We start from the raw sequence: 21,433 nt of genomic DNA, 5'->3' as shown, positions 1-21,433 counted from the left end.
GCCGCGTCTTGCCGAAAGCTGCACGCGCGGCTTTCGGCGGGCCGATTTCAGGAATCGGCCAGCTTCTGCTTGCGGAATTCGGTGGGCGTGAGACCCGTGGCCAGCTTGAACGCGCGATTGAAGGGCCCGATGGACTGAAAACCCGCGGTGAGTGCAATGGTGAGAACGGGCAGGTCGCGCTTGCCCGGATCGGCCAGTGCTGCCATCGCCTCGGCCAGCCGGAAGCCGTTCACGAAGGCGTTGAAATTGCGATGCCCCAAGCGCCGGTTGATGAGCCGCCGCAGCCGGTACTCGGGCACGGCCAGCCGCACGGCAAGGCTGGCGATGCTCAGGTCCTCGCTGCGGTAGGCGCGGTCGACGGCCATCAGGTGCTGCAGGGATTCGGCGAGGCGATCCTCCGCCGCGTCGGGCACGGTGACGGCTCCGGGTTCGGCCGCCGGGGTGAGGGGCGCGATCACGGCGGCCCGGACCGCCGGCGCGGCAGCAAGCATCGCCGGTACCTGTGCGAGCGGAAACAGTTCCGAGCCGGCGAGCCGCACCATCCGCCACGCCACGGCCGCGACGATCAAAAGCAGCATCGCCACATCCGCCGTTGCCGACATGCCCGAGAGCCGGCCTTGCGGGGACGCCAGCCGAACCGCCACCATCGCCACGCTGTAGCCGATGCCGGTCACCACGATGAACACGCGCAGCCGGCGGCGCCGCTCCACCAGGTCTTCCCGCCAGTGCGAGGCCGCGGCCAGTGCGGCAAGCACCGCGAACACCAGGGGCACGGCGCGCTGCAAAACCAGGGTGATCGGTGCGAGTACCGAGGCGCTGCCGGCCGCGACCGCGCAGTTGAACGCCACCAGCACCGCGACCATGGCCCAGGCCGCGACATGCATCCGCCGCAGCACGAAATCGTCCTCGAACAGCGCCTGCACGAACACCCAGAACAACACCGCATTGCCGACCGAGACCGCCACCAGCGGCACCTGCCAGAACCAGGGCACGAGCGCCTCGACCATCGGTGCGGAGCCGACAACCTGCACCACGAGACCGATCGCCATGACCACGCCGGCCCGCGCCGCCGGCAGGCGCGGTCGATCGCGGCCCAACACCAGCGCCAGCAGGAGCAGCAATGCAACCAGCACGCCGCGCAAGGCGGCGTCGATCAAGATCGAGGGAGGGGCTGCGGACATGCGTTGCTGGCGGCTCGGGGGCTTGAAGGCGGCCGACGATAACAGGCGGCGGCCCGACAACCGCAGCGCCGGCAGGGTCAATTGCCGCCATCAGGGGGCTTTCGTTATCACGCAACTAATAATGTTGCATGAAACGAGACAGCAAGCTTTCAGGCGTTCTCCACGCACTGCTGCACATGGCCGAGATGGAGGGGCCCGTCACCTCCGAATCGCTGGCCATGGCCATGCAGACAAATCCCGTCGTGGTGCGCCGGGTCATGGCGGGCCTGCGCGAGGCGGGCTTCGTGAGTTCGGCCAAGGGCCACGGCGGCGGCTGGGTGCTGTCGTGCCCGCTCGATGCCGTGACGCTCGGCGACATCCACCAGGCGGTGGGATCTCCGGCGTTGCTGGCCATGGGCAACCGCACCGAGAGCCCGGGCTGCATCGTCGAGCAGGCCGTGAATGCGGCGCTCGACGGCGCCTGCCGGGAGGCCGAGGCCCTGCTGCTCGAGCGTTTCAACAGCATCACGCTGGCGGATCTCTCGAAGGATTTTCATCGCCGCATGACAGGCGGCGGCTTCACACACAAGGACATCGAACATGCACTATGACGCTCTGGTCGTGGGCGGCAGCTTTGCCGGCCTTTCCGCTGCCCTGCAGCTTGCGCGCGCGCGCAAAACGGTCTGCATCGTCGATGCGGGCGCGCCGCGCAACCGCTTCGCCGCCGCCTCGCACGGCTTCTTCGGGCAGGACGGCACGCCGCCGCTGAAGATGATTGCCGATGCGCGCGCCAAGGTGCTCGCGTATCCGAACGCCAGCTTCGTCGAGGGCCGCGTCGTGCAGGCGCAGGCCGACGGCGCGGGCGGGTTCGCCCTTTTGCTCGAAGGCGGCGGCGCGCCGCTGTCGGCCAGCCGGATCGTGCTCGCCTTCGGCGTCGAGGACGGCTTTCCGCAGATCGAAGGCGTGCGCGAACGCTGGGGCCAGAGCGTGCTGCACTGCCCGTACTGCCACGGCTATGAAGTCGGCGGCCGGCGCCTGGGCATCCTGATCGAGCGGCCGCATGCGCCCGAGCATGCGATCCTGTTCGCCGAATGGGGATCGGCCACGCTGTTCCTCAACGGCAACAACACGGTGGACGAGGAGACGCGCGCCAGGCTGCAGGCGCGCGGCGTGGCGATCGAGCCGGGTCGCATCGCGGCGCTCGAGGGGCCGTCGCCGGCCGAACTCTCGGGCATCCGATTCGCGGACGGCCGGCGCGTGCCGCTCGATGCGATGTTCCTCGTGCCGCGCACGCGCCTGGCGAGCCCGCTGGCCGAGCAACTCGGATGCGCGATCGACGAGGGCGGCTTCGGCCCGCTGATCCGCACCGACGCAATGAAGATGACCACGGTGCCCGGCGTGTTCGCGGCCGGCGATGCGGCCATGATGTTCCACAACGCCACGATGGCTTCGGCCGATGGCGTGATGGCCGGCATTTCGCTGCACCGCGCGTCGGTGTTCGGCCACTGACCGAAGAGGCGAAGGAGGCCTGAAAAAACCAGGCTATAATCTGCGGCTCGAAATGCGGGAATAGCTCAGTTGGTAGAGCGCAACCTTGCCAAGGTTGAGGTCGAGAGTTCGAGACTCTTTTCCCGCTCCACATTTCATGCAAAAGGCCACCTTACCGGTGGCCTTTTCTTTTGGCGCGCCGGATGGATGCCTTCAGCCCTTGGCGGGCAGCACCATCCCCCGGCTTTCGCCGAAGCCGATGCGCGCATGGCCCGGCTTCTCGCACCAGCCGCGCAGCAGCACCGCATCGCCGTCTTCCAGGAAGCCGCGCTGCTCGCCGTTGGCCAGCGTGACCGGGTCTTGCGCGGCGCGCGCGAGCTCGATGATCGCACCGGCCTCGCCCGGCCCCGGTCCCGAGATGGTGCCGCTGCCGAACAGATCGCCCGGGTTCAGGCTGCAGCCGCCCACCGTGTGGTGCGCCACCATCTGCGCCACGCTCCAGTACTGGTGCCTGAAGCTTGTGCGCGACAGGCGCGAAGGCCCGCTCCCCTCGCTGCGCGCCTTCTCGCTTTCGAGCCAGACCTCCAGCCGGATGTCGATCGCGCCACTTTCGCGGTTGGCGCTGCCTTCGAGGTAGGCCAGCGGCTGTGGCTCGTTGGCGGGCCGCGTCCAGGCCTCCCGGTAGGGCGCGAGCGCCTCCATCGTCACGATCCACGGCGAAATGGTGGTCGCAAAATTCTTCGCAAGGAAGGGACCGAGCGGCGCCATCTCCCAGAACTGGATGTCGCGCGCCGACCAGTCGTTGAGCAGGCAGATGCCGAAGACGTGCTCTTCCGCGTGCTCGAGCGGAATCGCTTCGCCCGCCGCATTGCCTTCGCCGATCCAGATGCCGAGCTCGAGCTCGTAGTCGAGCCGCGCGCAGGCGTGGTACGTGGGTGCCTCGGCGCCCGGCGCCATGGTCTGCCCCATCGGGCGGTGAAAGCGCTGGCCGCTGATGCCGATGGTCGACACGCGCCCGTGGTAGGCCGTGGGAATCCAGCGGAAGTTGGGCGTCACGTCGCCTTCGGGGTTCATCAGGCGGCTGATGTTCAGCGCATGGTCGATGGACGTATAGAAGTCCGTGTAGTCGCCGATGCGCGCGGGCACCGTGTATTCGACCTCGGCTTGCGGCACCAGGCATTCGCGCACGGCGTGCATCGTGGCGGCCGGTGCATCGTCGCGCAGCAATGCGAACACCGCGTGGCGCAGTGCACGCCAGGCGGCGCCGCCGAGCGTGAAGAAATCGTTCAGCGCCGGCAGCGCGGCGGCGCGGGCCGCGTCGAGCGCGAGTCCGTCGAGCAACTGGCGCGCGGAGAGCGCGGCCATGTCGAGCACCTGGTCGCCAATGGCCACGCCGCCGCGGAACGGCTGCGGGCTGCCCGTGCGGCGGAACACCGCGTAGGGCAGGTTCTGGATCGGAAAGTCGGTGCCTGCCGCGTTGGCAGCGGCGACCCAGCTACTGGCATCGACATCGTGTGTGTGGTTGAGCGCAATCATCTGTCTGGATGTCCAGGGTTTAGACCGACGCCATCAGCGCATCGTCGAAGATCGCCACCGCGCGCGTCCAGCCGGCCGACGCGCCGCGGATCTTGTGCGGAAAGCAGCTGATGAAAAAGCCCGTGGGCGGGAGCGCCTCGAGGTTGTGCAGCTTCTCGATGTGGCAGTAGCCGATATCGCGGCCGGCCTTGTGGCCTTCCCAGATCAGCGAGGCGTCGTGCGTCTCGCCGTACTTTTTGGCGGTGTGCACGAAGGGCGCGTCCCAGCTCCAGGCATCGGTGCCCGTGAGGCGCACGCCGCGCTCCAGCAAATACATGGTGGCTTCGTAGCCCATGCCGGCGCCGGCCGACACGTAGTCGTTGTGGCCGTAGCGTGAGCCCGCGCGCGTGTTCACCACCACGATCTCCAGCGGGCTCAGCGTGTGGCCGATGCGCTCGAGCTCGGCCTCGACGTCCGCTGCCGTGACCACGTAGCCATCGGCGAAGTGGCGGAAGTCGAGCTTCACGCCGGGCTGGAAGCACCATTCGAGCGGCACGTCATGAATCGCGATGGCGGGCTTCTTCTCGCCCAGCGCCTTGTCCATGGTGGAGTGGAAGTGGTATGGCGCGTCGAGGTGCGTGCCGTTGTGCGTCGAAAGCTGCACCAGCTCCACGGCCCAGCCTTCGCCATCAGGCAGGTCTTCTTTCTTGAGGCCGGGAAAGAAGGGCTCGATCTGCTCATAGGTCTGCTCGTGCGTGAAGTACTGGATCTTCGGCGCGAAGGCCGGCGGATCGGACAGCACATCGTTTTCGAGAAAAATCGAAAGGTCGACGAACTTGCGTGGCATGGCGGGGCTCCTTGTGGAATGGGGATGTGAGGGACGGCGTCAGGGCTGCTGCCAGCGCAGCAGCCGCTTCTCTGCAAAGGCCAGCAGCGCGTTGCTCGCGAAGCCGATCAGCCCGAGCAGCGCGATGCCGGCGAAAAGATCGCTCGCGCGAAACGCGCGCGCGGCCAGCAGAATGGCCTGGCCCAGGCCGCTTTGCGAGGCAATCATTTCGCCCACCACCGCAACGATCAGCGCAATGGTCAGCGCAAGCCGCATGCCGGCCAGAATGTCGGGCATGGCGTTGGGCAGGCCCATCTTCCAGACGAAGGCCGCGCGCGACATCTGCAGGCAGCGCGCCACTTCCGACAGCCTGGGTTCCACGGCCGCGAAGCCGTGCACCGTGGCCAGCAGCACTGGCCACATCGCGCCGAAGGCCACCACGAACAGCACCATGCCGGGGTTCAGCCCGAAGATCGAGATCGCGAGCGGCAGCAGCGCCGAGGCGGGCAGTGGGCGAATGAATTCGAGCGTCGGTTGCACCCACGCACGCACCGTGGGCGACACGCCGATGGCCGCGCCCAGCAGCACGCCGAACAGCGAGGCCAGCAGCCAGCCCTGCACCATGCGGCCGACCGTGGCCTGCGTGAAGGCGAGCAGCTCGCCGTTGCCCCCGTTGCCGTTCGGGCCCGGGAGGTTGAGGCCTTCGAGCAGGCTTGCGAAGGTGGCCTGCGGTGTCGGCAGGAACACGCGGCTCACCCAGCCCGCATTGCTCGCCATCCACCACAGCGCAATCAATGCGCAGAGCATGGCGAGCGAGCCGAGCCGGTTCATGTTGATGCCAACGCGGCCGCGGTCATTGCCGTTCATGGCAGCATCCCCATGCGCCGGGCGACCAGGCGCTGCAGCAGCACCATGCCCGCATTGACCGCAAAGCCCACCACGCCGATCCAGCCCAGCCACGCAAGCATCAGCGCGGGGTCGAAGCTCTGCTGCGCGATCATCATTGCGTAGCCCATGCCGTTGGGATTGGCCGCAATCTCCACCGTGACGGCCACCACCAGTGCCACCGCCACGCCGAGACGCAGCGCCACGAACAGGCGCGGCACGATGGCCGGCAGCACGATCTTGAAGGCGCGCTCGCGCGCCGAGAGCCCCAGCACGCGGCTCACCTCGAGCAGCCGCGGTTCGATCTGCTGCACCGCCGACTGCACCAGCACCAGCAGCGGCCAGAAGGTGGCAAAGGCGACGATGGCCAGCTCCATGCGCACGCCGAATCCGAAGGTCAGCATCGCGAGCGGAATCAGCGCCACCGAAGGCACGGGTCGCAGCACCTCGATGGAGAGCGAGCCGAGCTGCGCCGCGCGGCGCGAGAGCCCGAGCACCAGGCCCAGCGCAATGCCCAGCACCGCCCCCAGCAGCAGGCCGAGCGCGGCCGTGCCGAGCGTGAAGCCCGTGGCCTGCCAGAGCGAGCCGTCGAGCGCCGCGCCCATGAAGGCCCGGGCCGCCGCGCTTGGCGGGGCGAGCGCATCGCTGCCCAACGCGGCCGCGCGCCGCGCGTACCACTCGAAGGCGCCGACCAGCAGGGCCGGAAAGACCCAGGGCCGCAGCCGGCGCAGGAGGCGGCGTTCAGCCATGGCTTTGCTCGATGAACGCGAAGAGCTCACGGCGCAGATGCAGGTATTCCGGATGCTCCTTCGTCGTGAGCTGGTCGCGCGGGCGCGGAATCTTCACGTCGATCATCCGCGCCAGGCTGGGCCGCCCAGGCCCCGGGTTGGCCTGCAGCGCGATCACGCGGTCGCCGAGGTAGATGGCCTCTTCGAGATCGTGCGTGACGAACAGCACCGTGAGCCCGTCGTCGCGCACCAGCCGCGCGAGCTCGTCCTGCAGGCTCTGGCGCGTGAGCGCATCGAGCGCGCCGAAGGGCTCGTCCATCATCATGAGTTCGGGCTTCTGCGCCAGGCAGCGGGCAATCTGCGCGCGCTGCTGCATGCCGCCCGAAAGCTGCACCGGAAACTTCTGCGCATGCTTCGCAAGCCCCACCTTGCCCAGCACCTCGGCAATGCGCGGCGCGCGTTCGGCCGCGGGCACGCCAGCCGCTTCGAGCGCGAGGCTCACGTTGCCTTCGACCGTGCGCCAGGGCAGCAGCGCGCGGCCGTAGTCCTGGAACACGAAGGCCACTTCGCGCGACGGCTCGCTGATCTTCACGCCCTTGCGCCGCACTTCGCCGGCGCTGGCCGCCACCAGCCCGCTGGCCGCGCGCAGCAGCGTGGTCTTGCCGCAGCCGCTCGGGCCCACGATGCAGACAAACTCGCCGCGCGCCACGTCGAACGAGGTGGGCGACAGGATCTCGCGCCCGCCGAGCCGGATCGCGACGCCGTCGAAGCGAAGGAAGTCGGCGGCCGTGCTCACTTGGCGATCAGCTTCGCAACGTCGATGGAGGTCTTGAGCATGTCCTGGTCCTTCATCAGCCCGACCCAGTAGCCCAGCTGCTTCTCGCTCACCGTGGCGCCTGGCGGCGAGATCTGGATCTTCGCGAGCACCTCGGGCGGCAGCTTGATGTACTTGCCGATGGCCGCGCGCACCTTGGCATCGTTCTTCGGCTGCTGCATGAAACCGGCGGCCTCGACCAGCGACTCGCGGAACGCGCGCGCGGCGGCCGGGTTCTTTGCCACCCATTCGCGCTTGGCCGCATGCACGATGGTCTGGTTGTTCTCGGGCAGGAAAGTGGAGTAGTACGAGGCCACGTAGCCCGCGCCGCTCTCGGTGATGCGGCTCATGAACGGATCGGCCGACACCACCGCGTCGACCGAGCCGCCACGCAGCAGGTCGGCATGCTGGGGGAACGAGGCCTCCACGAAATTGACCTTGCGGTAGTCCACGCCGCTCTCCTTGAGCCAGGCACGGAAGGTCACGTGCAGGAACGCGCCGAGCCCCGGCACGCCGATCTTCTTGCCCACGCAGTCCTGCGGCCCCTTGATGCCCGAGCCGGCGCGCGCCACCAGGCCGAAGCCGGTAATGGTCTTGGACGTGAGCCCGCCGCCGGCCACCAGCACCAGGTCGAGCCCGCCGTCCACCGACTGCAGGAACACCGAGGGCGTGGGCCCGCCGATCTGCAGCGAGTCGGACTGCAGCGCCGCGGGAATGGTGGAGTTGAGCGGAATGAACTTGAGCTCCACGTCGAGATTGCGCTTCTTGAAGTAGCCCTCTTCCGCGGCCACGAACACAGAGGCGAAGTCGGACACGGCCGTGTAGCCGAACACGATCTTCGGGTTCGATTGCGCGCGCGAGGGCAGTGCCGTGGCGGCCGAGGCGGCGGCCAATGCCGACAGCAGGGTGCGTCGTTTCATCATGTCTTCTGTCTCCTGGGGGTGGTTTTCTTCTGCGGGGCCTTGGGTCGCGGCAGCGCGGCGCGCAGCCCGCCGACGATGAAGTTCACGAGCATCGGCGCCACGGCCGGATCGCTGCGCCGGTTCTCGCCGCGCGAGAGCCGCTCGATGCGGCTGTCGTTCAGGTGGTGCAGGAGCGCGCCGAGCGAGAACTGGTAGCCCCAGGCCGCCTGCCCGCGCGTGGCATGCGGCAGCGCAACGTGCAGCGCATCGATGTAGGCCTCGGCCAGCGGATCGAAGTAGCCGCGCAGCACGCGGTCGGCTTCCTCGGTGGCGTGATAGAGCTCGCGCGCCACCAGGAGCGCGTAGTACTCGCCCTCGGCGCTCGCGCGCAGCGCCAGCACCGGGCCGGTGAAGGCCTCGATGATGCGCGGCAGCGTGCGCGCGTCGTCGGGGTCGTTGTTCACGGCCTTGAGGCCCGCGAGCCGCTCCTCGATGCTGTGGCTCCAGTGCTCGAAGATCGCGTGGAAGAGCTCGTGCTTCGGGCCGAAGTAATAGCCCACCAGCGCCAGCGGCACGCCCGCCTCCTCGGCGATCTGGCGGATGGTGACCGCGTGGTAGCCGTGCTGCGCAAAAAGCTTTTCCGCCGCCAGCAGGATGGCGTGGCGCCGATCGGGCCGGGCGGCTTCGGCAGCGGCGGCCGCGGGGCGGTGGGCGCTTCGCCTGGCGGGCGGGGTGCGGGTGTTCATCGGGCGTATTGAACGTCTGTACAAAACTATTGAACACACGTACAAACCCTGAGGTCAAACCCGATTGAACGGCGCGGAATGCGGCATTAGGCTCGGTGCATGCCCGCCCCCAACATTCCCCAGATCCGCCTCTACCAGGACTGGCTGCGCGAGCAGCGCGGCCTGTCCTTCGACACCTACGACGCGCTGTGGCGCTGGTCCGTGACCGATCTCGACGCCTTCTGGCAGAGCATCTGGGACTACATGGGCATCGTGTCGCCCACGCCGCACGCGGCGGTGCTGGCCGACGACCGCATGCCCGGCGCGACGTGGTTTCCGGGCGCGCAGGTCAACTACGCGCGCGAGGTGCTGCGCCATGCCGACGCGGCGCATGCGGCCGGCATGGCCGCCATCGTGAGCGACAACGAATTGGGCGAAGTGCGCGAGATGGCCTGGCCCGAGCTGCGCCGGCAGGTGGCCTCGGTGGCGCTCACGCTCAAGTCATTGGGCGTCAAGCGCGGCGACCGCGTGGCCGCCTACCTGCCCAACGTGCCCGAGACCATGGTGGCGTTTCTCGCATGTTCGAGCATCGGCGCGGTGTGGAGTGTGTGCGCGCCCGACATGGGCACGGCCTCCGTGGTCGACCGCTTCCGCCAGATCGAGCCCACGCTGCTGATCGCCGCCGACGGCGTGCACTACGGTGCCAAGCCCATCGACCGCAGCGCGGTGGTGCAGGAACTGCGCGGCGCCTTGCCCAGCGTGCAGAAGCTGCTGTTGCTGCGCACGCCGCATGCCGCGCAGCAGCTTGCCGCCGACGCCGACTGGCAGGGCGCCACCGCGCGCAGCGACGCCGAGGTCGCGGCCTTCGAGCCCGAGTGGCTGCCCTTCGACCATCCGATCTGGATCGTCTATTCGAGCGGCACCACCGGCCTGCCCAAGCCCATCGTGCATGGGCAGGGCGGCATCATCATGACGATGTACGCCTGCGGCCTGCACAACGACATCGGCGCGAGCTACGGCGCCAACAACTTCAATGAGCGCTTCCACTGGTACAGCTCGACCGGCTGGGTGATGTGGAACTGCCAGCTCGCGGGCCTGGCCTTCGGCGCGACCATCGTCATCTACGACGGCCATCCGGCCGGCAGCAAGGAGAAGCCCGACTGGGCCGTGCTGTGGCGCTTCGTCGCGAAGCATCGCATCAGCTTCTTCGGTGCCGGCGCGGCCTACTTCACCAACTGCATGAAGGCCGGCGTGGCCGCGGCCGAGTGCGGCGACCTGTCGCGCGTGCGCGCGCTCGGCAGCACCGGCTCGCCGCTGTCGGAAGAGGTGCAGCGCTGGGGCACGGCGCAGCTGCTGGCCGCGGGCGCGGACAGCGTGTGGTGGTGCAACATCTCGGGGGGCACCGACTTCTGCGGCGCCTTCGTGGGCGGCAACCGCGAGCTGCCCGAAGTGCCCGGCCAGATGCAATGCCGCCAGATCGGCCACGCGGTGGAGGCCTGGAACGAAGACGGCAAGCCCGTCATCGGCGAAGTGGGCGAGCTGGTCTGCACGCGGCCCATTCCATCGATGCCGCTGTACTTCTGGGGCGACGAAGGCAACGCGCGCTACCTGTCGAGCTACTTCGACACCTATCCCGGCGTCTGGCGCCACGGCGACTGGATCAGGATCGGCGAGGACGGCGGCTGCATCATCTACGGCCGCAGCGACGCCACCATCAACCGCCAGGGCCTGCGCATGGGCACCAGCGAAATCTACAGCGCCGTGGAGGCCCTGCCCGAAGTGCTCGACTCGATGGTGGTCGACCTCGAATACCTGGGCCGCGAAAGCTACATGCCGCTGTTCGTGGTGCTGCGTCCCGGCGTGGCGCTCGACGATGCGATGCGCGGCAAGATCAACAACGCCATCAAGACCTCGCTCTCGCCGCGCTTCCTGCCCAACGACATCTTCCAGGTGGCCGAGATCCCGCGCACGCTCTCGGGCAAGAAGCAGGAGCTGCCGATCAAGAAGCTGCTGCTGGGCCAGCCGCTCGAGAAGGTGGTCAACCCCGAGGCCATGGCCAACCCCGGCTCGCTCGGCTGGTACGTGGAGTTCGCGGCGCGGCGCGCCGCAGCCCCTCAGGGCATCAGCAGTTCGTAGAGCACCATGCGCGTCCGGCGGCCGCGCAGCGCCACCCGCTCGTCGATGCGGCGCGTCTGCAGCCGGCCCTTCAGGCCCGCGAAGGTGACCTCCGAGATCAGCGTGTGCGTGCCCAGCTGCTTGTTGATGCCCTCGATGCGGCTCGCCACGTTGACCACGTCGCCCAGGGGCCGTGTAGGACAGCCGGTCGTTCGAGCCCAGCACCCCCGCGATCGCCACGCCGGTATGGATGCCGATGCGGGTGCGAAATTCGGGCAGCGCCGTCGGCGCGCCGCTTGCGGTTGAGCGCGCCCATCTCGATGTGCAGCTGCAGCGCGGCCAGGCAGGCGCGGTACGCCGCATCCTTCAGGTCCGCGGGCGCGCCCCACAGCACCATGATGCCGTCGCCCATGAACTTGTCGATCACGCCGCCGTAGCGCGCCAGCACGCCCGTCGCCAGGTTGAAGTATTCGGTCAGCATGCGCACCAGCACATTGGCTTCCATCGACTCGGAGATCCGCGTGAAGCCCTCGATATCGGTGAACATCACGGTCATGCGCCGCGGCGAGCCGCTGGGGGAGGCCTGCGCGAGGTAGGGCCGCGCGTCGTGGTCGAACGAGAAGGCCGCACCGCCGGCGCTGCCGGCCGTGCCGTCGCCCAGCATCTGGTCGTGCAGCGCGCCCAGCACGGCGCTGTCGCCGCGGCCGTCGCTCGCGAACAGCCGCACGAACTGCGACAGCCGGCCCAGCGAGACGTCGCCGCCCACCACCAGCAGGCGGGGGCTGCCTTCGGCCGCGCGGCGCTTGCTGGTCAAGGCGTAGGTCACGCCCAGCTCCTGCGTCGCGGCGAAGATGTAGGGCGCCGTCCATACGGGCCTTTGCACCTGGCGGGCCTGCTGGTACCAGCGCTGCAGCCGCGGGTCGTAGCCGCCGCGGAAGGACTCGATGCGTTGCGTGGCGAAGCGCTGCTGCGCGTCGACCTCGGGCGGCAGCTTGTACTGCCAGGTCTCGATGGCGAGTTCACCGGCGCCTGCGCCGCGCGTGATGCGCCGGATGGCCGGTACCGGGTAGCGCAGCGCCATCAGCATCTGGCCGGTGTCGTCGGCCACGTAGAGGCTGTCGAGTTCGGGCGACTGCTGCAGCAGGGTCCACAGAAGTTCCGCGGTTCGCTGCGCATGTTCGCCCGCGGGACCGAGGCTGGGCGCAGCGGCCAGCGCACCGACCGCCGACTCGGTCTTCGCGAGAACGGCGAGCACATTGTCCTCTGTCCGGTGGTGGTTGGCCGCGTGCGCGGAGGCGCCGATCTTCGCCACCAACCGCTGCGAGCCCCGGTAGCCGAGCGTGGCCAGCAGCAGCGACTGCGTCAGCGCCACGGCGCTCACGATGGTGCTCACGTCGACCCTGAAGCGTCGCGAGAGCCGGGCCACCGCCGCGGAAAATTCAAAAAATGCGAGAGGCGGCTTTCCCGCCACATCCGGAGGCCCGGACGAGTTCTTCTTGTTCATACAGCTCCCTGTCGACCACTCGAACGCACCCGCGGCCGTCACGTCGGGCCGCGGATCGCATCCGGCCGCTCGCTGCTCCGATCGTTTTTGTTGTCGGAAATCCTGGCGAGCACCCGGGGTGCAGGGCGGATTTTGCGCGACTTCGGGCCGCGTGCGTCATGGCACGGTCGTGCGCAAGACGCGGGGCCTTGCTAGCGCGCGTCGTGGAAGATGATTCCCAGCGTGTGCCGCCGCCCCGAGCGCACGCGGCTCACGCCGTGCCGCATGGTGACGCGATAGCTGCCGCGCGTGCCCGCCACGGGCCGCTGGTTGACCGCGAAGATCACCGCCTCACCCTGTGCGAGCGGCACCACCTCGGCGCGCGACTGCATGCGCGGGCGCTGCTCGGTGAGCACGAATTCGCCGCCCGTGAAGTCTTCGCCCGGCCGGCTCAGCAGCACCGTGAGCTGCATCGGAAATTGAAGGTCGCCGTACAGGTCCTGGTGCAGGCAGTTGTAGTCGCCTTCGCCGTAGCGCAGCAGCAGTGGTGTCGGGCGCAGCTGGCCTGCCGCATGGCAGCGTGCGAGGTAGGCCGCGTGGTCCGCCGGGTAGCCGGCCGGCTGCCCCATCGCGGCCGCCCATGCGTTCGCGAGCGGCGCGAGGCGCTCGTACAGCGTGCTGCGCCAGGCCGCGACCGGGGCGGGCAGCGGGTTGTCGAAGTACTGGTACTCGCCTTGCCCGAAGCCGTGGCGCTGCATCACCACGCGGCTGCGGAAATGGCCGGGCTCGTCGTAGAGCGCGGCCAGCGCGGCGCATTCCTTCGGGCTGAATAGCACGCCCGTGGTCGCGCAGCCGCGTGTGGCAAGCTCGGTTTCGATGCGGGGCCAGTCGAGGGCGCGGACGATGTTGGCGGGAGAGGTCGGCATGCCGGAAGTGTGCGGCCGGCGCGGCCGCGGCGCTCGCTGTTTCCGGACATGGGTTCCGTCCGCGCAGCGAGGCCCGAAAAGGGATGTCAGAAGGAGAGGGCCACGGGCGCGAGCTCGCCGATCTCCACGCGCACGGCCGTGCCCGCCGACGCGAACAGCATGCCGGTGCACGAGCCGCTCGTGACGATCTGACCCGCCTTGAGCCCGGCGCCGCGCGCGGCGCAATGGTTGGCAAGCCACACCAGCAGCGCGCCCGCATCGGGGCTCGGATGCTCGCCCACGGTGTGCGCGACGGTCTGCCCGTCGAAGTGCAGCGCGGCCTCGGCATGCCGCAGGTCGAACCAGGCCGGCGCGAAGGGCTGGCGCTGTCCCAGCACCAGCGCGCCATGGCTCAGCAGGTCGGCCAGCAGGGCGTTGGCATCGGCGCCGAACCAGTCGGCCAGCCGGGTCTCGACGATCTCGATCACCGGCAGCACCGATTCGACGGCGCCTGCCAGGTCGGCCAGCGTGTAGGGCGCGGCGCGCGGCGGCAGGTCGGCGCCCAGCTGGAAGCCGACCTCGGCCTCGATGCCGCGCAGCCGCCATGCCGGCCCCTGCAGGCGCACGCCGCCGGGCAGCAGCCCCTCGGCCGGCAGCGGCGCGCAGGTGGGTTCCTGGCCAGGTGCCCGCGCGCCGACCTTCCAGCCGCCGACCGGGCCGATCGCCGCCAGCGTGGCGTCCTGGACGGCATAGGCCTCGGCGCGGCTGGCCGGCTGCAGCAGCGCCGAAGGCACGCGCCGGCCGTCGCGCCGCGCGAGGCACAGGGCGTGCGCGGCGCTGGCCGGCGCAGGGCCGCCGGCCGCCGCGTTCACAGGGCGGGAAAGCGCTGCCACGGATGGGCGCGTTCGAATTCGCGGGCCAGCGCCAGCAGCGCGTCGTCGCCGCCTTCGCGCGCGACCAGCTGCAGCCCCACCGGCAGGCCCTCCGCAAAGCCGCAGGGCAGCGCGATCGCGGGCAGGCCCACGGCATTGACGAAGCCGGCGAACACCGCATGGCCGCGCGGGCCGACCTCGCGGCCGTCGATGCGCGGCGGATGCGTGTCGGCCGCGGGCCAGGGCAGCGCCGCGGTCGCGGGGGTCAGCAGGAAGTCGTGCTGCTCGAACAGGCCTGCGAGTTCGCCGCGCAGGCGCTCGGCCTCGAAGAGCAGCTCGAACAGCGCGCGCGCCGAGGCGGCGCGGCCGGTCTCGGTGTTGGCCTGCATCGCGGGGCCGAACAGCGCGGGGTCGAAGGGGCGGGACGAGAGTTCGCGCGGATGGTCTACCAGCCAGGCCAGGCCCACCTGCGCGAGCAGCGGCCAGCGCTGGTTCACCGCCTCGGCAAGCTCGAAGCGCGGCAGCGTCGTGACCTGGTGCCCGAGCGCTGCCAGCTTCTCGGCGGCGGCATCCACCAGCCGCGCGATGCGCGGGTCCACCGGGTGGTCCGCGAAGCGCGGCAGGTAGAGAATGCGCGCGGGCCTTGTTTCACGCAGTGCATCGGCCGCCGCGCGCGGCGCGATCGCCCGCATGACCGCGGCCACGTCGTCCACGCAGCGCGCCATCGGCCCCACCACCTCGAAGTCCAGAAAGATCGGCGGCAGCCCGTCGCCGCGCCGCACGCGGCCGCGCGAGGGCTTGAGCCCGACGAGGTTGGTGTGCGAGGCGGGCCGGCGGATCGAGCCGCCGCCGTCGGTGCCCAGCGCGATCGGGCAACCGCCCGCGGCCACCAGCGCCACCGCGCCGCCCGAGGAGCCGCCGGGCGTGAGCGCCGGGTTCCACGGATTGCCGGTAGGCCCGAACACCGGGTTGCCGGTGTAGCCTTGCATCGTGAACTCGGGCACGTTGGTCTTGCCGAAGATCACCGCGCCGGCTTCGCGCAGCCGCGCCACCGGCAGCTCGTCGCGCTCGGCGATGAAGCCGGCCAGCGCGCGGCTGCCCCAGTGCGTGGGCAGGCCGCGCACCTGCAGGTTGTCCTTGATGGTGGCCGGCACGCCGTCGAGCGCGCCGAGCGCGCGGCCCGAGCGCCAGCGCGCGGTGCTTTGCGCGGCGGCCTCGGCTGCGCCTTCGGCATCGAGCACGACCAGCGCATTGAGCTGCGGGTTCACTTCGGCGCTGCGTGCCAGGCAGGCCGCGAGCGCCTGCTCCGGCGTGAAGGCGCCGGCGCCAAAGCCTTCGGCGAGCTGGGCCGCCGTGAGTTGCCAGAGTGCTTTCATCGTGCGCTTACCGGAGGCCCACCACCGGCGCGACGACCTGCTTCCAGGTGGCCGAGCACTTGTCGTAGGACTTGTCGCAAACCTCGGCCCACAGCGGCAGAGAGACCGCGCCGACGGCGTCGCGCACCAGCTTCTGGTCGGCCGGCTTCACCGGCACTTCCTTCATGGCGTAGCGCTTGCCGAGCTTGCACGGCTCGCGCCCCACGTTGCAGCGCGAGGCGTCGTCCCACAGTTCGCGCGAATAGGCCCAGGTGTCGGCCTCCAGCTGCTGGAAGGCGGCCGCCATCCTGGCCTGCTGCCCGGCGGGCAGCGCATTCCATTTCTTCAGGTTGATGGCATAGGCGACGAAGTGGATCTGGAAGCCGATCGGCATGACATGCGTGGTCACCTCGGGCCAGCCGGCCGAGTTGGCGGAACTCGGCCCGGTGATCGCACAGTCGACCACGCCGCGCTCCAGCGCCTGCTGCGTCTCGGTGAAAGCCAGCGCCACCGGAATGCCGTCGAGCCGCTCGATGAAGCGCGCGAGCGACTGGTCGCTCACGCGCACCTTCTTGCCCCTGAGATCGGCAAGGCCCGCAATCGGGGTCTTGCAGAACATGATCTGCGGGCCGAACGGATAGGTGCCCAGCAGCTTGGCGCCGTGGCGCTCCTGCAGCCGCGTGTCGAGCGGCGCGCGGTAGGCATCGACCACCTTGCGCGCGGTGTCGTAGTCGGTCGAGAGGCCGACGATGTCGGGGCCGAGCAAAAACGGGTCGTCGCGCGAGACCTGCGCCAGGCGCAGCGCCACGATGTCGAACAGCCCCGACTTGAGCACGCGCAGGCTGTCGGCGTCCTTCATGCCGAGCACGTCGAGCGGCTTGTAGTCGGCATCGATCGGCAGGCCGGTGTTCTTCGCGAAGTTCTCGAAGAAGGGCTGCTCCTTGTTCTGCTGGATCTGGCCGCCGGACACCAGGCTGCCCGCCACGCGCAGCCGCGTGTTCTGGGCCGGCGCGGGCAGCGCCAGGGCGAGCGCGGCCGCGGCAACGAGGGCGAGCTTGAGTTTCTTCATCATCACATGCGCCCCGGCAGCCAGGTCACCAGCTGCGGCACGGCCAGCAGCAGCAGGGTGAACAGGATCATGATCAGTGCATAGGGCAGCGCGCCCCAGATCGCATCCTCGATGCCGCCCTTGTCGGGCCGGATGCCGTGCACCACGAACAGGTTCATGCCCACCGGCGGCGTGATGAGCCCCAGCTCGCACATCAGCACGATGAAGATGCCGAACCAGATCGGATCGACCCCCAGCGCGGTGGCGATCGGGTAGGTGATGGGAATGGTGGCCACCTGCATCGACAGCACGTCCATGAACATGCCCAGCATCAGGTAGAACACCATCAGCGCGAGGATCAGCCCCGTGGCCGACAGGCCCAGGCCCGAGACCCACTTGGTCATGGCCTCGGCCACGCCAGTGAGGCTCACCGTGAGGTTCAGCACGAAGGCCGCCACCACGATCAACAGGATCATGCCGCTCACGCGGGCGGTCGAGACGAAGCAGTTGCGCATCAGTTCCCAGCTCAGCTTGCCCGAATGCAGCACGAAGCCCAGCGCCGCAATCACGCCCAGCGCGGCGCTTTCGGCCGCGGTGGCAATGCCGAAGTAGAGGCTGCCCATGACGATGCCGAACACCACCGCCGGCGGCACCAGGTGCACCAGCGCGCGGATGCGGTCATTCAGCGGCACCTTGGCCTCGCGCATCGCGTTGCCGCTCGCCAGGCTGGAGCCCGCGATCCAGAGCATGAAGAGGCCGGTCAAAAGCAGGCCCGGGATGATGCCCGCGATGAACAGCTTGCCGATCGAGTTGTTGGTGAGGGAGCCATACACGATCATGTTCACGCTCGGCGGAATCAGGATGCCCAGCGTGCCGCCGGCGGCCAGGCTGCCGAGCGAGGCGCGCATCGAGTAGCCGCGCCGGTGCAGCGAAGGCAGCGCCACCGTGCCCACCGTGGCCGCGGTGGCCACCGACGAACCCGAGGTGGCCGCGAACAGCGCGCAGCTGCCGATGTTGGTGTGCAGCAGCCCGCCGGGCAGGCGGCCGAGCCAGGCCGACAGCGCGACGTACATGCGGTCGGCAATGCCCGAGCGCAGCAGCAGTTCGCCGAGCAGCACGAACAGCGGCACCGAGGTCAGCAGGTTCTCGTTCTGCACGCCCCAGACCACGGGCGCAATCGAGTCCAGGAAGGGCGTGCCGTAGGCCGCAATGCCGCCGACGATGCCCACCAGCGCCATCGAGACGGCAATCGGCAGGCCGATCAGCATCATGCCGAGCATCGCGAAGAACGCGAAGCCGATGACGAGCATGTTCATGGCTTGCCTCCTTCACCGGGCTGCGCGGCCTGGCGCACCGCGAGGTCGTCCAGTTCCTCCTTCAGCTCTTCCTTCGCACTCTTGGGATGGAAGTCGGTGTTCAGCGCCGCGATGTTGCCGCCGAGAAGCAACTGGGTGGCGCGCAGGGCGAGCCCGCAGGCCACCAGCGCGAAGATCACGAGCCCGCCGTACCAGACGCCCTGCGGAATGATCAGCGGCGTGGCCCACGGCGTCTGCGCGGTGCTGCGGTAGGCCATGGTGTCGCCGATCACCTTGAACGCCACCCAGCCGATGAACACCGCGAGCGCGGCCAGCGACACCGCCGAGAGCCAGTTCAGCAGCGCCTGCACGCGGGCCGGGAACTTCTCGTGGAACACGTCGACGCGGATGTGGTTGCGGCCCATGAGCGCCAGGCTGAAGGCAATGGTCGAGCCCACCGCGAGCGCATAGCCGCCGAGCTCGTCCGCGCCCTGCAGCGAGATGTTGAACAGCTTGCGCGCGGCGGTCTCGATGGTCACGATGACCGACAGGCCGAGGAAGATCGCGCCGAAGAGGGTGGCCAGCACCGTCTCCACGCGCGTCTTGAAGCCCGCGCGCCGCGGCGCGGCCGGCGCTCCTTCCGGCGATGCGGCGGTGGGCTGCGGCCGCGCGCTCATGGCCGCGCTGCTCACTTGAGCCCCAGCACCGGCGCCACGGTGGCCTGCCAGGCCTTGGAACAGCCCGGGTTCGACTTGTCGCAGACCTCGGCCCACACCGGCAGCGACACCTTGCCGACCGCGCCGCGCACCAGCTCGAGGTCGGCTGGCGTGACCGGCACGTCGACCAGCTTGAACTTCTTGCCGGTGGTGCACGGGTCCTTGCCGGCGTTGCAGTTCAGCGCGTCGCGGAACAGCTCCTCGGAGTACTTCCACACCTCTTCGGTCAGGCCGTCGAAGGCCGCCTTGAGCTTGGCCTGCTGGTCGGGCTTGAGCGCGTTCCACGACTTCATCGTCATGCCGTAGCCGTTGAGCGCCATCTGGAAGCCGATCGCCAGCTGGTGGGTCGTGACCTCGGGCCAGCCGGCCGAGTTGGCCGAGCTCGGCCCGGTGATGGCGCAGTCGACCACGCCGAGCGACAGCGACTGGTGCGTGTCGGCGAACGACACCGGCACCGGCGTGCCGCCCACCATCTCGATGAACTTGGCCAGGTTCTGGTCGTACACGCGCACCTTCATGCCCTTGATGTCGGCCAGCGAGGCGATCGGCTTCTTGCAGAAGAGGATCTGCGGGCCGAAGGGCCACACACCGAGCAGCTTCACGTTGAACTGCTGCTGCAGCCGCGCATCGACCGTGTCGAAATAGGCCTTGGCCACCTTGCGGCCGGTGGCGTAGTCAGGCGCGGCGCCGACCAGGTCGAGGCCCAGGATCGTCGGCTCGTCGCGCGAGTTCTGCGACACGCGCAGCGAGACGATGTCGAACAGGCCCGCCTTCATCACGCGCAGCTGCTCGGTGTCCTTGATGCCGAGCGTGTCGATGGGCTTGTAGTCGACGTCGATCGGCAGGCCGGTGCGGGCCGCGAAGTTCTCGAAGAAGGGCTGTTCCTTGTTCTTCTGGATCAGCCCGGTGGCCAGCGGCTGGCCGATGGCTTTCAGCTTGATCCGGTCCTGCGCCTGGGCGGCGGGAAGGGCGAGCAGCGTGGCCAGCGCGAACACGAAGGCCGCGGCGAGCGGCTTTGGGAAAGAAGGCTTGGCAAGAGGGCGCATCGGCATGATTTCTCCTGGGAGGGCAAAGGTGGGCGGATTGGCAAAGGCGGCAATGCAGGAGGCCATTGAACCGCGCCGCAAGGCACGTGCGCGGAGTTTTCCGCGCACCGGGAACGGCAGAAAAAATCGTTCCATATCAAGCACTTGGCGCTGCGCGCCGGTGGAAGACGCGCGGCCGGCGGCTACTTCGGGCGCCCGCCGTAGGCCGCGGTGATCTCGTCGGCGGCGGTGCGCACCGTGGCGCCGAGCTGCGCGAAGTCGGCCGCCTTGATGCGCTGCGCCGGCCCCACCAGCGAGATCGCGCCGAAGGGCTGGCCATGCTCGTCGCGGATGGCGGCGGCAATGCAGCGCAGGCCCACGGCGTTCTGCTCGTCGTCCACCGCATAGCCGGCGCGGCGCACCTCGCCCAGCGTTTCGTGCAGCCGCGATGCGCGCGCGATGGTGTTGGGCGTGAGCTTGGGCAGGCCGTAGGTGCGCAGGTACTGCAGCACGTCGTCCTCGGCCATGGCGGCCAGGATGGCCTGCCCCATGGCGGTGCCGTGCAGCGGTGCGCGAAAGCCCGGCTTGCCGATGGCGCGCATCAGCTCGCGGCTTTCCACCTGCGTGACGAACACGATGTCGCCCAGGTCGGCAATGCCCAGGTTGATGCTTTCGCCCGAGCTGTCGCGCAGCCGCCGCATCACCGGCAGGGCCAGGTGCGCGATGCGGCGCCGGCGCCCGAAGGCCGCGCCCACCGAGAAGCAGCGCACGCCCACGTACCAGAGGCTGGTTTCGCGGTCGAACTGGACGAACTGGCGCTGCTCCAGCGTGGTGAGCAGGCGGTGCGCGGTGGACGACGACAGGCCGCTGCGCGCCGCGATATCGACCAGGCGGTAGCCCTCGTCGTCGTCGGCCAGCAGTTCGAGCAGCTGCATGGCCCGCGTGAGCGATTGCACGGTGCCGTCGCCGTCGCGGTCGATGCGCGTGACCTTGCCGGCGGCCTTGGAGGAGGAGCGGGGGGAGCTGCTGTCCGTCATGACGAAATCCTTGCAAGTTGCACGCCACCCCGCGGCCGGCCGGGTCGGCATCGGCGGCCGCCGGCACGCCCATTTCGCCCGCTCAGCCGCGCCGCCGGGGCTGCAGCGTGGGCGCGCCGCATGGCAGGAAGCGCCCGTGCCCGGCGCGCCCGGTGAAGGCCGTGCCGTCCCACACCACCTCGCCGCGCGCCAGCGTCATGGCCGGCCAGGCCGACAGGCGCATGCCTTCGTAGGGCGTGTAGTCCACATCGTGGTGCAGCCGCGCATTGCCGAGCACGAACGCGCGCTCCTCCCAGATCACCAGGTCGGCATCGCCGCCGACCGCAATGCTCCCCTTGCGCGGATGCAGCCCGTAGGCCCTGGCCGGGTTGGTGGCGGTGAGCTCGACGAACTTCTGCGGCGTGATGCGCCCGGCCATCACCCCTTCGGACCACAGCAGCGCCATCCGAGTTTCCAGGCCCGGAATGCCGTTGGGAATATGGCGAAACGCGACCTCCTGCCCGCCCGGCTTCTTGCCCTCGGGGTCGTCGAAGCGAAAC

General features: G+C 69.5%; 22 protein-coding genes and 1 tRNA gene. 4 read left to right on the top strand and 19 right to left on the bottom strand.

Features of this window, described 5'->3' with window-relative positions; genetic code table 11:
- Positions 1–47: 47 nt before the first annotated feature.
- Positions 48–1,262, bottom strand: a complete 1,215-nt coding sequence (locus EJO66_RS11475; RefSeq protein WP_240648570.1) for an AraC family transcriptional regulator — start codon at positions 1,260–1,262, stop codon at positions 48–50.
- 47 nt (positions 1,263–1,309) lie between these two features.
- Between EJO66_RS11475 and EJO66_RS11470 the strand changes: the two genes are divergently transcribed.
- The 3 genes from EJO66_RS11470 (at position 1,310) to EJO66_RS11460 (ending at position 2,799) form a co-directional block, all read left to right on the top strand.
- Positions 1,310–1,771 (top strand): RrF2 family transcriptional regulator, encoded by a 462-nt coding sequence (locus EJO66_RS11470; RefSeq protein ID WP_124960269.1) that lies wholly within the window; start codon positions 1,310–1,312, stop codon positions 1,769–1,771.
- Entirely contained in the window at positions 1,761–2,669 is a 909-nt protein-coding gene (locus EJO66_RS11465; RefSeq protein WP_124960268.1) for an NAD(P)/FAD-dependent oxidoreductase, read from the top strand. Before EJO66_RS11470 ends, EJO66_RS11465 begins: the two co-directional genes overlap by 11 nt.
- A gap of 54 nt (positions 2,670–2,723) precedes the next feature.
- Positions 2,724–2,799, top strand: a tRNA-Gly gene (locus tag EJO66_RS11460).
- A gap of 62 nt (positions 2,800–2,861) precedes the next feature.
- Here the strand turns inward: EJO66_RS11460 and fahA are convergent.
- Genes fahA through EJO66_RS11425 form a run of 7 tightly spaced genes read right to left on the bottom strand, consistent with a single transcriptional unit; the run spans position 2,862 to position 9,064 of the window.
- Positions 2,862–4,184, bottom strand: coding sequence for a fumarylacetoacetase (gene fahA / locus EJO66_RS11455; protein WP_125965314.1), 1,323 nt, complete (start codon positions 4,182–4,184; stop codon positions 2,862–2,864).
- A 19-nt stretch (positions 4,185–4,203) separates the two neighbouring features.
- The gene (locus tag EJO66_RS11450; protein WP_125965313.1) at positions 4,204–5,010 is read right to left on the bottom strand and encodes a cyclase family protein; all 807 of its coding nucleotides are present in this window, start codon (positions 5,008–5,010) and stop codon (positions 4,204–4,206) included.
- A 39-nt stretch (positions 5,011–5,049) separates the two neighbouring features.
- On the bottom strand, positions 5,050–5,856 hold the full coding sequence (locus EJO66_RS11445; protein ID WP_125965312.1) for an ABC transporter permease: 807 nt from the start codon (positions 5,854–5,856) through the stop codon (positions 5,050–5,052).
- On the bottom strand, positions 5,853–6,623 hold the full coding sequence (locus tag EJO66_RS11440; RefSeq protein WP_125965311.1) for an ABC transporter permease: 771 nt from the start codon (positions 6,621–6,623) through the stop codon (positions 5,853–5,855). Before EJO66_RS11440 ends, EJO66_RS11445 begins: the two co-directional genes overlap by 4 nt.
- The gene (locus tag EJO66_RS11435) at positions 6,616–7,398 is read right to left on the bottom strand and encodes an ABC transporter ATP-binding protein (protein ID WP_124960263.1); all 783 of its coding nucleotides are present in this window, start codon (positions 7,396–7,398) and stop codon (positions 6,616–6,618) included. The genes EJO66_RS11440 and EJO66_RS11435 overlap by 8 nt, the downstream gene beginning before the upstream one ends.
- Positions 7,395–8,339 (bottom strand): ABC transporter substrate-binding protein, encoded by a 945-nt coding sequence (locus EJO66_RS11430; protein ID WP_124960262.1) that lies wholly within the window; start codon positions 8,337–8,339, stop codon positions 7,395–7,397. The genes EJO66_RS11435 and EJO66_RS11430 overlap by 4 nt, the downstream gene beginning before the upstream one ends.
- Complete coding sequence (locus tag EJO66_RS11425; protein WP_124960261.1) at positions 8,336–9,064, bottom strand: TetR/AcrR family transcriptional regulator; 729 nt, start codon at positions 9,062–9,064, stop codon at positions 8,336–8,338. The genes EJO66_RS11430 and EJO66_RS11425 overlap by 4 nt, the downstream gene beginning before the upstream one ends.
- Positions 9,065–9,163: 99 nt before the next feature.
- On the opposite strand from EJO66_RS11425, the gene EJO66_RS11420 reads away from it, so the two are divergent.
- Positions 9,164–11,179, top strand: coding sequence for an acetoacetate--CoA ligase (locus EJO66_RS11420; RefSeq protein ID WP_124960260.1), 2,016 nt, complete (start codon positions 9,164–9,166; stop codon positions 11,177–11,179).
- Here the strand turns inward: EJO66_RS11420 and EJO66_RS32970 are convergent.
- The 11 genes from EJO66_RS32970 to EJO66_RS11370 form a co-directional block, all read right to left on the bottom strand.
- On the bottom strand, positions 11,158–11,328 hold the full coding sequence (locus EJO66_RS32970; protein ID WP_223262354.1) for a hypothetical protein: 171 nt from the start codon (positions 11,326–11,328) through the stop codon (positions 11,158–11,160). The genes EJO66_RS11420 and EJO66_RS32970 overlap by 22 nt on opposite strands.
- Entirely contained in the window at positions 11,277–12,551 is a 1,275-nt protein-coding gene (locus EJO66_RS33200) for an adenylate/guanylate cyclase domain-containing protein (protein ID WP_276311970.1), read from the bottom strand. Before EJO66_RS33200 ends, EJO66_RS32970 begins: the two co-directional genes overlap by 52 nt.
- Before the next feature lie 302 nt (positions 12,552–12,853).
- A complete protein-coding gene (locus tag EJO66_RS11410) occupies positions 12,854–13,567 on the bottom strand; it encodes a 2OG-Fe(II) oxygenase (protein WP_125965310.1) in 714 nt (237 codons plus the stop codon).
- 86 nt (positions 13,568–13,653) lie between these two features.
- Positions 13,654–14,439 (bottom strand): 2-keto-4-pentenoate hydratase, encoded by a 786-nt coding sequence (locus EJO66_RS11405; protein WP_223262353.1) that lies wholly within the window; start codon positions 14,437–14,439, stop codon positions 13,654–13,656.
- Entirely contained in the window at positions 14,415–15,794 is a 1,380-nt protein-coding gene (locus EJO66_RS11400; RefSeq protein ID WP_125965309.1) for an amidase, read from the bottom strand. Before EJO66_RS11400 ends, EJO66_RS11405 begins: the two co-directional genes overlap by 25 nt.
- Before the next feature lie 7 nt (positions 15,795–15,801).
- Positions 15,802–16,845 carry a TRAP transporter substrate-binding protein gene (locus tag EJO66_RS11395; RefSeq protein ID WP_206168847.1) on the bottom strand — a complete coding sequence of 348 codons (1,044 nt, stop codon included), beginning with the start codon at positions 16,843–16,845 and terminating at the stop codon, positions 15,802–15,804.
- Entirely contained in the window at positions 16,845–18,137 is a 1,293-nt protein-coding gene (locus EJO66_RS11390) for a TRAP transporter large permease (protein ID WP_125965308.1), read from the bottom strand. Before EJO66_RS11390 ends, EJO66_RS11395 begins: the two co-directional genes overlap by 1 nt.
- A complete protein-coding gene (locus tag EJO66_RS11385; protein WP_124960256.1) occupies positions 18,134–18,793 on the bottom strand; it encodes a TRAP transporter small permease subunit in 660 nt (219 codons plus the stop codon). The genes EJO66_RS11390 and EJO66_RS11385 overlap by 4 nt, the downstream gene beginning before the upstream one ends.
- 11 nt (positions 18,794–18,804) lie before the next feature.
- Complete coding sequence (locus EJO66_RS11380; RefSeq protein ID WP_124960255.1) at positions 18,805–19,884, bottom strand: TRAP transporter substrate-binding protein; 1,080 nt, start codon at positions 19,882–19,884, stop codon at positions 18,805–18,807.
- Positions 19,885–20,060: 176 nt separating this feature from the next.
- A complete protein-coding gene (locus tag EJO66_RS11375) occupies positions 20,061–20,894 on the bottom strand; it encodes an IclR family transcriptional regulator (protein ID WP_124960254.1) in 834 nt (277 codons plus the stop codon).
- Between the two features lie 82 nt (positions 20,895–20,976).
- Positions 20,977–21,433 (bottom strand): amidohydrolase family protein (locus tag EJO66_RS11370; protein ID WP_148101326.1); only part of this gene is annotated, 457 nt, incomplete at its 5' end.

The organism is Variovorax beijingensis (assembly GCF_003951285.1).
Lineage (GTDB): Bacteria > Pseudomonadota > Gammaproteobacteria > Burkholderiales > Burkholderiaceae_C > Variovorax > Variovorax beijingensis.
The sequence above is the reverse complement of the archived record's forward strand: the minus strand, read 5'-3'. Positions and strand labels throughout refer to the sequence as shown.